The organism is Methylobacterium mesophilicum, from assembly GCF_022179445.1.
Classification (GTDB): domain Bacteria; phylum Pseudomonadota; class Alphaproteobacteria; order Rhizobiales; family Beijerinckiaceae; genus Methylobacterium; species Methylobacterium mesophilicum.
In genome coordinates this window covers 72,516-87,143 of the sequence record NZ_BPQU01000003.1, presented here as the reverse complement: position 1 = coordinate 87,143, position 14,628 = coordinate 72,516, and the positions used below count along the sequence as shown (strand labels likewise).

Here is a 14,628-nt window from a genome sequence, read left to right as displayed (position 1 = left end):
CGATCCGGACGAGACCTTGAGCAGCGTACCCGCGCCCCGACCCTTCGTCGTCGACGACCTGACCCAGGCCAACCAGCGCCGGGCGGCCGATCCCCGCGCCTCGGCCTGGGTATCGGCCAATGCCGGTGCGGGCAAGACCAAGGTCCTCACCGACCGCGTCGTGCGCCTGCTCCTCGACGGGGCGCCCCCGGGCCGGATCCTGTGCCTGACGTTCACCAAGGCGGCGGCTGCCAACATGGCGATCCGGGTGTTCCGCCTGCTCGGCCGCTGGGTGACGTTGGACGACGCCGCGCTTGCGGCGGAGCTCACGGCGCTGACCGGCGAGCGGGCCGACGCGGAGCGGCTGCGCATGGCGCGGCGGCTGTTCGCCCGGGCGGTGGAGACGCCGGGGGGCCTCAAGATCGAGACTCTGCACGCCCTGTGCGAGCGGCTGCTCCACATGTTCCCGTTCGAGGCGAACGTGCCGGCCCGGTTCGTGGTGCTCGACGAGACCAAAGCGCGAGAGATCTTCGACATCGAGATGGCCAACGTACTGGCCGACGCGGTGTCGAATGGCGACACGCCGCTCAGTGAGGCGCTGGCGCGGGTCACCCCGGAGGCGACGGGCGACACCCTGCGGGCGGCGATCCGCTCCGCGTTGCGAGCGCGAAGTCTGATCGGCGACCGCGCCCGAATGGAGCGTTCCTTCGAAGAATTGCACGGGGCCCTCGGGCTAGCCGACGAAGAGAATTCGGAGGCTGTCGAGGCCGCGATCCTGGACGGCGGCCCAGGCTGCAGACCCGAGGACCGGGCGGCGCTGATCGACGGATTGCGCACCGGCAAGGCCAACGACGAGAAGCTGGCCGACGCCCTGGCGGCGGCCGAGGCCGAGCGGGCGCGATCGGAGGATCTGCCCGATCGGTCCGAGGCGCTCGATCTCTACCGTGGGGTGTTCTTCACCCAAAAGGACGAGCCCAAGGCTGATACCAGCCTCGGCACCAAGGGTGTCCCGGCGGACGTGAAGGCGTGCCTGATCGCCGAGCGCAATCGGCTGGAACCGCTGTTCGATCGCTTGCGCGCCGCACGGGCGCATGCCCGCACCCAGGCCCTGTTCCAGCTCGCCGCCGAGATCCACCGCCGGATCGAGGCGCAGAAGGCCCGGCTCGGCGCGCTCGATTTCGACGACCTGATCCACAAGGCCCTGGACCTGCTGGCCCGGGTCGGGGCCGGGTGGGTACTTTACAAGCTCGACCGCGGCATCGACCACGTGCTGGTCGACGAGGCGCAGGATACCAACCCGGAGCAGTGGGAGATCCTGCGGGCGATCACCCAGGAATTCGCCGCCGGCGAGGGTGCCCGGGCCGGGACCCGGACCCGGTTCGCGGTGGGCGACCCGAAGCAGTCGATCTACGGCTTCCAGGGCGCCGAGCCGCGGGAATTCGCGCTCACCCGGGCGGCCTGGATCCAGGAATCGCGAGCCGCCGGCCTGACCTTCGAGGACGTGCCGCTGACCCTGTCGTTCCGCTCGACCGGGATGGTGCTTCAGGCGGTCGACGCGGTGTTCGCCCTCGACGCGCACAACGAGGGCCTGTCGTTCGAGGACGTTGCCCGCCGGACCGTCCACGCCAGCGCCCGGCCCGACGCCCCCGGGGCGGTCGAGTTGTGGCCGATCGCCGAGCCCGAGCCGGCCCCGGAGCCGGATGCCTGGACGGCGCCCGTGGACGCGCCCGAGACCAGCGCCCCGGCGATCGTTACCGCGCGGCGTGTGGCGCAGGCGGTGCGGACCTGGACGATCCAGGGCGACGCCACCGGTCGGGTCTGGCGCCCCGGCGACGTGCTGATCCTGGTGCGCAAGCGCGGGCCGGCCTTCGAGGAGGTGATCCGGTCCCTGAAGGGCCTCGGCGTCCCGGTCGCCGGCCAGGACCGGCTGGAGGTCTCGGCCCATATCGCGGTGGCCGACCTCGTGGCCGCCGGGCGCGCTGGCCTGCTGCCGGCCGACGACCTGACGCTCGCCACCGCGCTCAAGACGCCGCTGGTCGGCCTCACCGACGAGGATCTCGTCCGGCTAGCCGCGCGCCGGGACCTGTCCGAGACCCTGGAGGATTCCCTCGACCGGCACGCAGAGGCCGGCGATGCCGCGGCGATCCGCGGGCTCGCTGCGCTCTCGGACTGGATCGCCCTGGCGGGTCTGCACGGCCCGTTCGGCTTCTACGCGCGGCTTCTCGGGCCGCAGGGCGGGCGGGCCAAGCTGGTCGCCCGGCTCGGGGGCGAGGCCGGCGACGCCATCGACGTCTTCCTCGCCGCCGCCGCCCAGGCCGAGACCGGCGAGGACGCGCCGTCGCTCGGCGGCTTCCTGGCCCGCTACGTCGGCACCGAGGCCGGCCACACGGTCAAGCGCGACATGGAATCGGGCCGCGACGAGGTCCGGGTGATGACGGTGCACGGGGCCAAGGGCCTGGAGGCGCCGGTCGTCGTCGTGATCGACGGCTGCGAGCCGCTCGGGCGCAACGATCCGCCGCTGCTGCCGCTGCCGGTCGGTCGCGCGATGCTGCCGCCGGTCTGGTCCAGCGGGAAGACGCAGGATTGCGCCGCCACCGGCGAGGCCCGCGCGGCACTGCTCGCCCGGGCGCGCCAGGAGCACAACCGCCTTCTCTACGTGGCCATGACCCGGGCCGCCGACCGGCTGATCGTGGCGCCGTTCCGGGGCCACGAGCGCGAGAGCGAGGCCGCGTGGTGCCGGATGGTCCGGGCCGGCCTGGAAGCCGCCCTCGGCGCCGGGCAGACCCTGGAGCTGCCCTACGGACCCGCGACGCTGTGGCAGGACGGCGCGGAGACGCAGCACCGTCCGCCGGACGTGCCGTCGCCGATCGCGGCGACGAAGCCGGAGCCGGATTGGCTGCGCAGCCCCGTACCGGCGGAACCCGAGATCCCGGTCCTCAACCCGTCCGGAGCCCTGCAGGCGGCCGACGGTGCTCGGGTGCCCCCGCCCCGCCTCGCGGACGCCCAGGCGCGGCGCCGGGGCATCCTGATCCATTCCCTGCTTCAGCACCTGCCCCGGGTCGAGACCGGGCGCCGGGAAGCGGCCGGCCTCGCTTTCGTGCGGGCCCGCGCCCCCGGCCTGCCGCGGCCGGCAACCTCCGGAATCGTCCGCTCGGTGCTGCGGATCATCGACGATCCGGACCTCGCCCCGCTCTTCGCACCCGACGCCCGGGCCGAGGTGAACCTGTCCGGCCGGGTGCGAGCCGGCGGTGGCGAACGGGTGGTGCAGGGCCGCGTCGACCGCCTCTCCGTCGCGACCGACACGATCCGGATCGCCGACTTCAAGACCGGCCGCCCACCGCCCGAGGACGCGCCGCTACCGCCTGCGGAAGCCGGACAGATCGCGCTCTACGCGCGCCTGCTCGGCGAGATCTATCCGGACCGGACGATTCGGCCGATGCTGATCTGGACCTCGGGTCCGGTGATCCGGACGCTGAGTGCGGACGATATCCGAGCGGCCCTCGACCGGGCGGGGATCGAGGGCTGACGGGCGCTTTTCCGAGTGAGCGAGCGCACCCGAGAACGACGAGTTTCCAGGCTCGCCACAGCGCGCGGGCGACGTGTCTGTGGATAGCTTCTGGCCGAATCATGCGCGCTTCACGCCGTCATTGCGAGCACGGCGAAGCGACCCGGTGATGCGCCAGCTTAAGATCGCGCAGCGCCCCGGGATTGCTTCGCTACGCTCGCCATGACGGTGGGGCGGGGGTGTCGAGGAAGAAAGCTGCAACGCGGCGGCATCCGCTGGAAGGGTCTTCTCTCGCACCTTTCCCCGCCCCTCCCCCACCCGACATGCGCCAGCGCCTATCGCAATGCGCCCCTGAAGACGCCCCCATGCAACGGCGGGTGGACTGCTTGACCGCGCGGCGGCCCGTCGCCAAGTCTGATCGAACCGCGCGGGCCCCTGCCCGTCCGAGGCCGCCCGATCGGCGGCCGGTTCTGAAAGGTGACGTTATGGCGACGGTCAAAGTAACCGACGCGAGCTTCGAGCAGGACGTTCTCAAGTCCGCCGAGCCCGTCGTGGTCGATTTCTGGGCGGAATGGTGCGGCCCCTGCCGCCAGATCGGCCCGGCGCTCGAAGAGATCGCCACCGATCTCCAGGGCAAGGTGAAGATCGCCAAGGTCAACGTCGACGAGAACCCGCAGATCGCCGCCCAGTACGGCATCCGCTCGATCCCGACGCTGCTGCTGTTCAAGAACGGCGAGCGGGTCGACCAGAAGGTCGGCGCCGCCCCGAAGGGCGACCTCTCCCGCTGGATCGGCGCGCAGGTCGCGTAAGCGCCTGACGCGTCCGATGTGACGCCAAAAAGAAAGCCCGGCCGCGAGGCCGGGCTTTCTCTGTTTCGAGACCCGATTTTAAGTCCCGGGCTTCGCGCCCGGGACCAAGCGTTCGATCTTAGTACGAGCCGAACTTGTAGTTCAGGCCGGCGCGGACGACGGCGAAGTCGTTCGTGTTGCGGCTGGTGTTGCCGGTGACGGCGTAGACCGGCAGGACGGCGCCGGTGTTGAGGGAGGCGCCGACCAGCGGCAGGCCAGTGCGGTTGCGGTCCAGGCTGACGTACAGACCTTCGACCTTGAACGTCACCGCCGACGAGCGGAAGAAGTTCAGGAACGAGTCGGTGGGGAGCGCGAACTCGGCGCCGCCGCCGACGGTGTAGCCGGTCTTGAAGTTGTCGCGGCTGCCAGCGAAGTTCTGGAACGCGACGCCCTGGGTGCCCTGGTCGCCCGTGGCGTAAGCGAAACCGCCGGTGGCGTACACGAGGGTCTTGTCGAAGGCGTAGCCGAGGCGGCCGCGCACGGTGCCGAAGAAGTCCAGCGTGTTCAGGGTGCCGTTGACCGGGATGAAGCCCGGGTTGATGGCGGCGGCGTTCGTGGCGTAGCGCGGACGGCCACCGAAATCGAGGTACTGCGCGTCGGCCTCGAAGCCGATCACGACGCCCGAGCCCGGGGTGAACTGGTAGTTGTAGCCGATCTGGCCACCGCCGGAGAAGCCTTCGCGGTTGTTGCGGTTGTAGATCAGCGAGGAGCCGTTCGGACGCAGCGCCTGATAGGGCGAAAGGCCGTTGGCGCCGAGCACGGCCGGGCTGCCGGCGGTCTGCACGAAGCCGCGGTTGCTGTCGGTGCTGCTGGCGTCGAACGCGTAGCCGGCGTTGATACCGAAATAGAAGCCGGTCCAGGTGAACACCGGGACGGGGGTGAACACCGGCGGCGGCGCGGCGCGGCGCGGCAGGTCGGCGGCGGAGGCTGCCGCGGTGAGCGCGGTGAACGCCGCGAGAGAGGTGAGAAGCGTCTTCATTACTGTGATCCCCAGCACAAGCCCGATCGCCGCCGAAGCTAGGCGATCGGTCCTGACGAGGATGTAGCTTCGCTGCCACAGCGGGGGGAAAGCGTAGCCTTTAGAGGCGATTCGCATCCCCGAATGCGGCGAATCGACGGCCATTACCGGGTCGCTAACTGAAACGCCGGAAAAAGCCAGCGCTCAAGACAAAGGCGCGGAGCGACTCAGACGGGGGGCGTGTCGTTGGCGGCGAGCACCAATCCGGCCAAGTACAGCGAACCACAAATCAGGATCCGCGGCGGCTGCTCGAAGGCGATGTCCTTCACTTGACCCAGGGCGGCCTCGATGCTCGGGGCGGTCCGGGTCGAGAGGCCGACGGCCTCGCCGATGCGCGCCACCTCCTCCGCCGGCCGCGCCGCCATCGAGGTGGTGATCGGGACCGCGATGAGCGCCCGGGCCAGCCCGACGAAGTTGCGCAGGAAGCCGTCAGCGTCCTTGGTGCTCAGCAGGCCGACGATCAGCACCAGCGGCACGTCGCTACGTTCGCCGAGATCGGCCATGGCGGCGGCGAGGATCCGGCCGCCGTCGATGTTGTGACCGCCGTCGAGCCAAAGCTCGGCGCCGGGGTCGAGCTGGGCGGCGAGGCGCCCACGACCGAGCCGCTGCAGACGGCCGGGCCAATCGACCTCGGTGAGGCCCCGCTCCAACGCGGCGTTGCCGATATCGCCGAAGCCGGCGGCCCGCAGAGCCGTGATCGCGGTGGCGGCGTTGACCAGTTGGTGGCGCCCGGCGAGTCGCGGACGGGGCAGGTCGAACAGGTCGGTCTCGTCCTGGTAGACCATGCGGCCGCGCTCGTCGTGCGCGGAGAAATCCTGGTTTCCGACCCGGATCGGTGTCGCGCCCACGGCTTCGGCGTGCCGGCAGAGTACGGCGTCCGCCTCGGCATAATCCTGCGCCGCGATCACAGCCGGGCAGCCGCGCTTGAAGATCCCGGCCTTCTCGGCCGCCACCGATTCGACCGTGTCGCCGAGATACTCGGCATGGTCGCGCCCGATCGGGGTCACGACCGCGCAGGCCGGCTGGGCGATGACGTTGGTGGCGTCGAGCCGGCCGCCCAGCCCGACCTCGAGCAGCAGCACGTCGGCCGGGCTCTCCGAGAACAGCAGCAGGGCGGCCGCCGTGGTGATCTCGAACATGGTGATCGGTTGGCCGTCATTGGCGGCCTCGCAGCGTGAGAACGCGTCGGCCAGCCGATCCTCGTCCACGAACTGGCCGCCGCCGATGCCGCCGAGCCGGATCCGCTCGTGGAACCGGACCAGGTGCGGCGAGGTGTAGACATGCGCCGCCAGGCTCCCGGCCTCCAGGATCGCCCGCATGAATGCGATGGTCGAGCCCTTGCCGTTGGTCCCGGCGACGTGGATCACCGGCGGCAGGCGCCGCTCCGGGTGGTTCAGCCGGGCCAGCAAGCGCTCGATCCGCCCCAGCGACAGGTCGATGGTGCGCGGATGGAGCGCGAGGAATCGCGCCATGAGGGCATCTGAGGAGGCCATGGCGCCGGCTAAGCCGCCGCCTGGGCAGGCGCCGGCGCCTCGGGCGTCGCGGCGTTGGTCAGCAGGCCGCAGATCCGTGCGATCGTCTCCTTCAGGGCGTGGCGGTGGACCACCTGATCGACCATGCCGTGCTCGCGCAGATACTCGGCCCGCTGGAAGCCGTCCGGCAGCTTCTCTCGGATGGTCTGCTCGATCACCCGGGGGCCGGCGAAGCAGATCAGCGCGCCCGGCTCGGCCAGGTGCACGTCGCCCAGCATGGCGTAGGAAGCTGTGACGCCGCCGGTGGTCGGGTTGGTGAGCACCACGATGTAGGGCAGGCGTGCGGCGTTCAGCCGGCGCACGGCCACGGTGGTCCTGGGCATCTGCATCAGCGACAGGATCCCCTCCTGCATGCGCGCCCCGCCCGAGGCCGAGAACAGCACGTAGGGGGTACGCTTCTCCAGGGCGGTCTCGGCGCCGCGCACGAAGGCCTCGCCCGCCGCCATGCCGAGCGATCCCGCCATGAAGCCGAATTCCTGCGCCGCCAGCGTCATGGGCAGGCCGCCGACCCGGCCGAAGCCGATCTTGAACGCGTCCTGCAGGCCGGTCTTGGCCCGGGCCTCCTTCAGGCGGTCGACGTAGCGCTTCTCGTCGCGGAACTTAAGCGGGTCGACGGCGACCTCGGGGAGCGCCACGTCGATCCAGGTGCCCTCGTCGAACATCATCTTGAGGCGCGCGGCGGCGCTCATCTTGAGGTGATGCTCGGAGCCGGGAATCACCCAGTGATTGGCTTCCACCTCCTTGTGGAACACCATCTGGCCGGTATCCGGGCACTTGACCCAGAGGTTCTCCGGCGTCTCGCGCTTGAACAGGGTCTTGATCCGGGGGCGCACCACCTCCGAGATCCAGTTCATCGGTTCGACCATCGACTCGCGTCCGTTCGCTTCAAGCTCGCGCTGATATCAGGTGCCGTGTTCGCCGCCGCCAGGGCGCGCGGTGATCCGGGGTTCAGGCCGCCCGGTCCGCGCCGCCCGCGCGCACGCCGGCCGCGAGTTCACGGACCAGCGCCGCCACCGCCGGGACGGTGCCGGCTTGCGGCCGACCCTCGGAATCCAGCCCGCGGACCAGGGTGTCCACCAGCGCCGAACCGACCACGACGCCGTCGGCGCCCTTGGCGATCGCCGTCGCGTGGGCGCCGGTCTTCACCCCGAACCCCACCACCACCGGCAGGTCGGTGTGGCGGCGGATGCGGGCGACCGCCTCCGAGACCTTGCCGAAATCCGGCGTCGCCGTGCCGGTGATCCCGGTGATCGACACGTAGTAGACGAAGCCCGCGGTGTTCGCGAGCACGGCCGGCAGGCGGCGCTCGTCGGTGGTCGGCGTGGCGAGCCGGATGAACGCGAGCCCCTTGGCCAGAGCCGGCAGGCACAGCTCGGTATCCTCCTCCGGCGGCAGGTCGACCACGATCAGACCGTCCACTCCGGCCGCCACCGCGTCGTCGAGGAAGCGGTCGACCCCGTAGGTGTGGATCGGGTTGAAGTAGCCCATCAGCACGATCGGCGTGCCGTCGTTCTCCGCCCGGAAGCGGCGCACGAGGTCGAGGGTGCCGGCGACACCCTGGCCGGCCTTGAGGGCGCGCAGGCCCGCGGCCTGGATCGCCGGGCCGTCGGCCATCGGGTCGGTGAACGGCAGGCCGAATTCCAGGATGTCGGCGCCGGCGCCGGGCAGCGCCTTCAGGACCTCCAGGGAGGTCTCCGGGTCGGGATCGCCCGCCATCACGTAGGTGACGAGGACGGCCCGGTTCTCCGCGCGGGCGCGGGCGAAGGTGGCGTCGATGCGGCTCGGCATGGATCTGATACGGGTTTTCGCGACGAAGGGACCGGGATCCGGCCCAGGATTATCTCCGCGCTACACCATCGGCGTCGGCCCGTGAAGCGCTCGGCCCTGCGGCCACGGCGTCCGTGCGCGACCGCCTTGTCGCGCCGATCCCCGACTCCATCTCCCGGCGTCCACACCCCCTGGAAGATGAGGAGCGCGACATGGCGAAGGCCGACAAGCACCACATGGGCCCGGGCGGTCAGGGCAAGAGTTCGGGCACCGGCGGCATGACCGAGCTTCCGGACGGCGTGCTGGGCGAGAACGAGGTCCTGAGCAACCGGGACAAGTCCCGCCACAGCGACGAGCGCGGGCTCGACGGCAAGGCGGTCCAGACCGACCAATACCAGGACCACGCGGCCAACCGTCAGGCGCCGGGCTCCGAGACTTCGGACACCTGACGGCAGTCAACGATGATCGGGCGGGCGGCGGCCGTGCGCGCGGCGCGGTTGTCCGCCCGCCCGTGCACGCGTAGCCATCGGGCATGACGACCCAAACCCTGCCGACGCGCCGCTTCGCCGCCTTCCTGTTCGACATGGACGGCACGATCATCAGCTCGATCGCCTCCGCGGAGCGCACCTGGACACGCTGGGCGCAAGCCCACGGCCTCGACGTGGCGACCTTCCTGCCGACCATCCACGGGGTCCGCTCGGTGGACACGATCCGCCGGCTTGGCCTGCCCGGGGTCGACCCGGAGGCCGAGGCCGCGGCGATCACCCGGGCCGAGATCGACGATGTCGGCGACATCGTCGAGATCCCGGGGGCCCGGGCTTTCCTGCGCGCGCTGCCGCCGGAACGCTGGGCGATCGTGACCTCGGCGCCGAGGGCGCTCGCCCTGCGCCGCCTGGACGCCGCCGCCATGCCGATCCCGGCCCTGCTGATCGCCGCCGAGGATATCGCCCGGGGCAAGCCCGCGCCGGATTGCTTTTTGCTGGGTGCCGAGCGTCTGGGCGTCGCGGCCCCGGATTGCCTGGTGTTCGAGGATGCGCCGGCAGGTATCCAGGCCGGCGAGGCGGCGGGCGCCGGCGTCGTGGTGGTCACGGCGACCCACCACGCGCCGATCGAGACGACGCACGCGACGATTCCGGATTACCGGGCGCTGACGGTCGATGCCGGGCCGGACGGGTCGCGCATCCTGTCCGTCGGCTGAGGACGCCCGATGCGGTCGATCGGGGCAATCGTATGTGGACATACGATCCGCCAATATTTCAGGTCTTACATCGCCGCATGAAGCATCGACCCCGTCATTCGGGGGTGCCGCAGGCGAGCCCGGAATGACGGGGGGGTTATCCTGTGGCCGCCGGAGCACCGCTTGCAGATCGGATGAGCGCGACCGAAGAAGCCGCGCACCGGAATTGACAACGCCCCGCCGAACCAGGGCAGTATCGCGGCGCAAATTCCATAAGAGCGCGGGAGCATCGACCGTATGACCGAGCCGAACGGCGTCCCCGGTCTCTTCGATACCGCCGAGGGACAGCGCCTCGTGCAGGCGCGGACCGATCCGGCCTGGCGGCGCTGGGGGCCGTATCTCAGCGACCGGCAATGGGGCACGGTGCGGGAGGATTACAGCGCCGACGGCGAGGCCTGGGATTCCCTGCCCCACGACCACGCCCGGTCCCGGGCCTATCGGTGGGGCGAGGACGGCATCGGCGGCTTCGGCGACCGGCACCTGAACTGGTGCCTCGCGCTCGCCCTGTGGAACGGACGCGACCCGATCCTGAAGGAGCGCCTGTTCGGCCTCACCAACGCCGAGGGCAACCACGGCGAGGACGTGAAGGAACTGTACTACTACCTCGACGGCGTCCCGACCCACGCCTTCATGCGGATGCTTTACAAGTATCCGCAGGCCGCATTCCCGTATCAACGCCTGGTCGAGGAGAACGGCCGCCGCGGGCTCGACGACCCGGAATTCGAGCTGCTCGACACCGGCCTGTTCGACGCGGGCCGCTACTTCGATGTCGAGATCGCCTACGCCAAGGCGGACCCCGACGACGTGCTGATGCGGGTCAGCGTGACCAACCGCGGGCCGGAGGCAGCCGACCTCACGCTCCTGCCGCAGCTCTGGGCGCGGAACCTGTGGTCGTGGAAGGCCGGGACCGCGAAGCCGGAGTTGGAGGCGGGATCGGACGGGTCGGTCTGGGCGCGCCATCCGGGCGTGGCGCCCATGCGCTTCTTCGCCGAGGGCGCGGCCGAACTGCTGTTCACCGAGAACGAGACCAACACCCACCGGCTCTACGGCAGCGGTCCCGAGGCGGGCTTCTATAAGGACGGGATCGACCGGTGCGTCGTCCAGGGCGAGGCCGGGGCGGCCAACCACCTGTCCGGCACGAAATGCGCCGCACGCTACGACCTGCATCTCGGCCCCGGCGAGACCCGCACGCTGCGCTTGCGGCTGCGCCCCGAGACCACCCCGGGCGAGCCCTTCGCGGATTTCGACGCGGTGTTCGCCACCCGCGCGGCGGAGGCGGACGCGTTCTACGCCGTCCTGCAGGCGTCGATCACCGATCCCGACATGCGGCTCGTCCAGCGGCAGGCTTTGGCCGGGATGCTGTGGTCGAAGCAGCTCTACCATTACGATGTGCGCGAGTGGCTCGCGGGCGATCCGGCCCAGCCGCCCCCCTCCCCCACGCGCCGGCACGGCCGCAACGCCGACTGGACGCATCTGCGCGCCAACGACGTCATCTCGATGCCGGATGCCTGGGAATATCCCTGGTTCGCTTCCTGGGACCTCGCCCTCCAGGCGATCGTGTTCGCGCTGTTCGACCCCGACTTCGCCAAGAACCAGCTGCTGCTCCTGGTCGATGAGGCCTACGCCCACCCGAACGCGGCGCTGCCGGCCTACGAATGGGGATTTGGGGACGCCAACCCGCCGATTCACGGCCTCGCCGCCTGGCGGGTGTTCGAGCTGGACCGGGCGCTGACGGGCATTCCGGACCACGTCTTCCTGAAGCGTATCTTCAACAAGCTGACGCTGAACTTCACCTGGTGGGTGAACCGGAAGGATTCCGACGACCGCAACCTGTTCCAGGGCGGCTTCCTCGGCCTCGACAACATCGGCATCTTCGACCGCTCGAAGCCGGTTGGCGACGGCGCGACCCTGACCCAGTCGGACGCGACCGCCTGGATGGCGGCCTACGCGCTCAACCTGATGCGCATCGCCATCGAGTTGGCGCTCCGGGATCCGACCTACGAGGACATGGCCGAGAAGTTCTTCGAACACTTTTTGCTCATCGCGGCGGCCACCGGCGACGGCGTCTGGGACGAGGCGGACGGGTTCTTCTACGACGTGATCGAGGCCCGGGACGGCGGTCGCCTGCCGATCCGGGTTCGTACCATGGTCGGGCTGATCCCGATCTTCGCCGTCACCACGATCAGCGCGCGCGACCTGGAGAAGTTGCCGTCGCTCCAGAAGCGGATGCGATTCTTCCTCGAGAACCGGCCGGACCTGGCGACCCTGGTCTCGCGCTGGAACGTGCCGGGCGAAGGCCAGACGGTGCTGCTGTCGCTGCTGCGCGGACACCGGCTGAAGGCGTTGCTGCACCGCGCCCTCGACCCGGCCGAGTTCCTGTCCGAGCACGGCCTCCGGGCGGTCTCGCGGGCTTACGCTGACCAGCCGTTCTGCTTCCCTTGGAACGGCCGCGACATGGGGCTTGCCTACGAGCCCGCGGAATCGCGCTCACGCCTGTTCGGCGGCAATTCGAACTGGCGGGGGCCGGTCTGGATGCCGGTGAACTACCTGCTGATTGCAGGCCTTGAGCAGTTCTACGGCTATTACGGGCCGGATTTCCGTGTGGAGGCGCCGACCCATTCGGGACGGACCTACTCGCTCCGGGAGATCGCGGCGATGCTGTCGCGCCGCCTCATCGGCCTCTCGACCCGCGGACAGGACGGGCATCGGCCGGTCTACGGGGACAGCCGGATCGAACAGGACGATCCGCATTTCCGCGATCTCGTGCTGTTCTACGAGTATTACCACGGCGATACCGGCCGGGGCGTCGGCGCGGCGCACCAGACCGGCTGGTCCGGTCTCGTGGCCCTGCTGATCCAGGAGATCGCGGCGGCAGAAGGCCGGCCGTGACGTGCACGGCCGGCCCCGGCAGTCCGGTCGGAGCCGTGCCTACTCGGCCGCCTGCTGCATCCGCAGCTTCTGGCCAAGCCCGATCTCCCGCGAGATCTTCGAACGCCGGGCGCTGTAGGCCGCGGAGACCAGCGGATAATCCACTGGCAGGCCCCACTTCGCCTTGTAAGCCTCGGGGGTGAGGCCGCGCAGGGTCAGGTGTCGGCGCAGGGCCTTGTAGGACTTGCCGTCCTCGAAGCTCATGATCGTGTCGGGCCGGATCGAGGCCCGGATCTGCGCCTCGGTCGGCCGCTTGACCGGCTGCTCCGACGGCGCGTCGAGGGCCGTGATCGAACGGTGGACTTCCGACAGGAGGCTCGGAAGGGCGCCGGCCGGCACGCTGTTCTTGGTGACGTAGGCGCTTAGGATCTTCGCGGCGAGTTCGACGCTCGGGGAGGTCGTCAGCATGGTCATCTCCTAAGGTTTCCTGTCCGAAGATGCGGCTTTGTCGAGTCGATAGAGGTGCTGTACTGCCGGGTGCCGGTGATGGCCGCCGGGGAGGAATTCCGGTCTGCCCTGGGGCAGCGCGTCATTGCATTATGCGCCCACTCACCGCGCTTACAACCGCTGCGCGTATCTATTGCCGCGCTGTTTCTACTTAGAATTGATAATTAGGGTCAACGCCGAATCAAGATCCGGGCCCTCATCCGGTCTCGGGTGCGGTATTGAAGACTCACCTGCCCTTTCGGGCCGGCAGCCGAGAGTGGTGCGCATGGAGGTTCTGGTCGTTGGCGCCGGCGTCGTCGGGCTGGCCGTAGGGCGGGCCTTCGCGCAGCGTGGGCATGCCGTCATCCTGGCGGAAGCGGAGGACGCGTTCGGGACCGGAGTCTCAGCCCGCAGCTCCGAGGTGATCCATGGCGGCATGTATTACCCGTCCGGTTCCGCGCGCGCCCGCCACTGCGTCGATGGCGCCGAGAAGTTGTACAACTTCTGCGCGAACCATGGGGTACCGCATCGCGCCTGCGGCAAGTTGATCGTGGCGGCCGACGACGCGGAAGCGCAGACGATCGCGGCGATCCGCCATCAAGGCGAGGCGAACGGCGTCCCCGGCCTGGTGCTTCTCGACGCCGCGGCGGCGAAGCGGCTGGAGCCGGCACTCGCCTGCACCCTGGCGCTGCATGCGCCCCGGACCGGCATCGTCGACAGCCACGCGCTGATGCTGGCCCTGCTCGGCGTCATCGAGGATCACGGCGGCGTCCTCGCCCTGCGTACGCCGGTGGAGCGCCTGTCCCGGCGGGGCGGCCAATGGCACGCGGCGTTCGGGGGCAGCGAGCCGGGGGAGATGGCCTTCGACGCGGTCGTCAATGCCGCGAGCTTCGGGGCGCCGGTGCTGGCTTCCCGCACGGAAGGCTATCCGGCCAACCGCGTGCCGGTGCTGCGCTTGGCGCGGGGCAATTACTTCGGCTGCACCGGCAAGCCGGCGTTCTCGCGGCTGATCTATCCGGCCCCGCGCCTCGACGGCGGGCTGGGCATCCACCTCACCCTCGATCTGGCCGGCCGCACCCGATTCGGCCCCGACGTGGAATGGGTCGACACGGTGGACTACCAAGTGGACCCGCGGCGGGCGGACAGCTTCTACGGCTCGATCCGCCGCTACTGGCCAGGCCTGCCGGACGGGGTGCTGTATCCGGACTACGCCGGCCTGCGCCCGAAGCTCACCGGCCCGGGCGAGCCCGCGGCGGACTTTTGGATCGACGGGCCGGCCGAGCACGGGCTGCCCGGGATCGTCCACCTGTTCGGAATCGAGAGCCCGGGCCTGACGTCGAGCCTGTCGCTCGCCGACGCGGTCGTCTGGCACCTCGACGGCTGATCGC

11 protein-coding genes are annotated in these 14,628 nt (G+C 70.3%); 6 read left to right on the top strand and 5 right to left on the bottom strand.

Annotation, left to right across the window (positions count from 1 at the left end):
- Window positions 1-16 precede the first annotated feature (16 nt).
- Both addA and trxA read left to right on the top strand, forming a co-directional pair.
- Window positions 17-3,505: a double-strand break repair helicase AddA gene (gene addA / locus MFF40_RS04870; RefSeq protein WP_238259823.1), complete on the top strand. Its 3,489-nt coding sequence runs from the start codon at window positions 17-19 to the stop codon at window positions 3,503-3,505.
- A 464-nt stretch (window positions 3,506-3,969) separates the two neighbouring features.
- Entirely contained in the window at window positions 3,970-4,293 is a 324-nt protein-coding gene (gene trxA, locus MFF40_RS04865) for a thioredoxin (RefSeq protein WP_007561219.1), read from the top strand.
- A 118-nt stretch (window positions 4,294-4,411) separates the two neighbouring features.
- Here the strand turns inward: trxA and MFF40_RS04860 are convergent, their stop codons facing one another.
- The 4 genes from MFF40_RS04860 to trpA form a co-directional block, all read right to left on the bottom strand.
- Window positions 4,412-5,311: an outer membrane protein gene (locus MFF40_RS04860; protein ID WP_238259821.1), complete on the bottom strand. Its 900-nt coding sequence runs from the start codon at window positions 5,309-5,311 to the stop codon at window positions 4,412-4,414.
- 206 nt (window positions 5,312-5,517) lie between these two features.
- The gene (locus MFF40_RS04855; protein WP_147857240.1) at window positions 5,518-6,843 is read right to left on the bottom strand and encodes a bifunctional folylpolyglutamate synthase/dihydrofolate synthase; all 1,326 of its coding nucleotides are present in this window, start codon (window positions 6,841-6,843) and stop codon (window positions 5,518-5,520) included.
- An 8-nt stretch (window positions 6,844-6,851) separates the two neighbouring features.
- Complete coding sequence (accD, locus tag MFF40_RS04850; RefSeq protein ID WP_147857239.1) at window positions 6,852-7,748, bottom strand: acetyl-CoA carboxylase, carboxyltransferase subunit beta; 897 nt, start codon at window positions 7,746-7,748, stop codon at window positions 6,852-6,854.
- Window positions 7,749-7,830: 82 nt separating this feature from the next.
- A complete protein-coding gene (gene trpA / locus MFF40_RS04845) occupies window positions 7,831-8,670 on the bottom strand; it encodes a tryptophan synthase subunit alpha (RefSeq protein WP_147896891.1) in 840 nt (279 codons plus the stop codon).
- A gap of 191 nt (window positions 8,671-8,861) precedes the next feature.
- Between trpA and MFF40_RS04840 the strand changes: the two genes are divergently transcribed.
- The 3 genes from MFF40_RS04840 to MFF40_RS04830 all read left to right on the top strand — a co-directional run bounded on the left by MFF40_RS04840 (window position 8,862) and on the right by MFF40_RS04830 (window position 12,775).
- A complete protein-coding gene (locus tag MFF40_RS04840; protein WP_147854163.1) occupies window positions 8,862-9,098 on the top strand; it encodes a hypothetical protein in 237 nt (78 codons plus the stop codon).
- A gap of 83 nt (window positions 9,099-9,181) precedes the next feature.
- On the top strand, window positions 9,182-9,847 hold the full coding sequence (locus tag MFF40_RS04835; protein ID WP_147854164.1) for an HAD-IA family hydrolase: 666 nt from the start codon (window positions 9,182-9,184) through the stop codon (window positions 9,845-9,847).
- A 276-nt stretch (window positions 9,848-10,123) separates the two neighbouring features.
- Window positions 10,124-12,775, top strand: a complete 2,652-nt coding sequence (locus tag MFF40_RS04830) for an MGH1-like glycoside hydrolase domain-containing protein (RefSeq protein WP_147854165.1) — start codon at window positions 10,124-10,126, stop codon at window positions 12,773-12,775.
- Between the two features lie 39 nt (window positions 12,776-12,814).
- Here MFF40_RS04830 and MFF40_RS04825 read toward each other — a convergent pair whose 3' ends face one another.
- Entirely contained in the window at window positions 12,815-13,222 is a 408-nt protein-coding gene (locus tag MFF40_RS04825; protein WP_147854166.1) for a Ros/MucR family transcriptional regulator, read from the bottom strand.
- A gap of 304 nt (window positions 13,223-13,526) precedes the next feature.
- On the opposite strand from MFF40_RS04825, the gene MFF40_RS04820 reads away from it, so the two are divergent.
- Window positions 13,527-14,624 (top strand): NAD(P)/FAD-dependent oxidoreductase, encoded by a 1,098-nt coding sequence (locus MFF40_RS04820; protein WP_147854167.1) that lies wholly within the window; start codon window positions 13,527-13,529, stop codon window positions 14,622-14,624.
- The last annotated feature ends 4 nt before the right edge of the window (window positions 14,625-14,628 follow it).

Bases quoted from the DNA above. Each gene is read 5' to 3' on its own strand.
- MFF40_RS04840 (WP_147854163.1), top strand. From the start codon at position 8,862: ATGGCGAAGGCCGACAAGCACCACATGGGCCCGGGCGGTCAGGGCAAG.
- trpA (WP_147896891.1), bottom strand. From the start codon at position 8,670: ATGCCGAGCCGCATCGACGCCACCTTCGCCCGCGCCCGCGCGGAGAAC.
- trxA (WP_007561219.1), top strand. From the start codon at position 3,970: ATGGCGACGGTCAAAGTAACCGACGCGAGCTTCGAGCAGGACGTTCTC.
- MFF40_RS04825 (WP_147854166.1), bottom strand. From the start codon at position 13,222: ATGCTGACGACCTCCCCGAGCGTCGAACTCGCCGCGAAGATCCTAAGC.
- MFF40_RS04835 (WP_147854164.1), top strand. From the start codon at position 9,182: ATGACGACCCAAACCCTGCCGACGCGCCGCTTCGCCGCCTTCCTGTTC.
- MFF40_RS04830 (WP_147854165.1), top strand. From the start codon at position 10,124: ATGACCGAGCCGAACGGCGTCCCCGGTCTCTTCGATACCGCCGAGGGA.
- MFF40_RS04855 (WP_147857240.1), bottom strand. From the start codon at position 6,843: ATGGCCTCCTCAGATGCCCTCATGGCGCGATTCCTCGCGCTCCATCCG.
- MFF40_RS04860 (WP_238259821.1), bottom strand. From the start codon at position 5,311: ATGAAGACGCTTCTCACCTCTCTCGCGGCGTTCACCGCGCTCACCGCG.
- MFF40_RS04820 (WP_147854167.1), top strand. From the start codon at position 13,527: ATGGAGGTTCTGGTCGTTGGCGCCGGCGTCGTCGGGCTGGCCGTAGGG.
- accD (WP_147857239.1), bottom strand. From the start codon at position 7,748: ATGGTCGAACCGATGAACTGGATCTCGGAGGTGGTGCGCCCCCGGATC.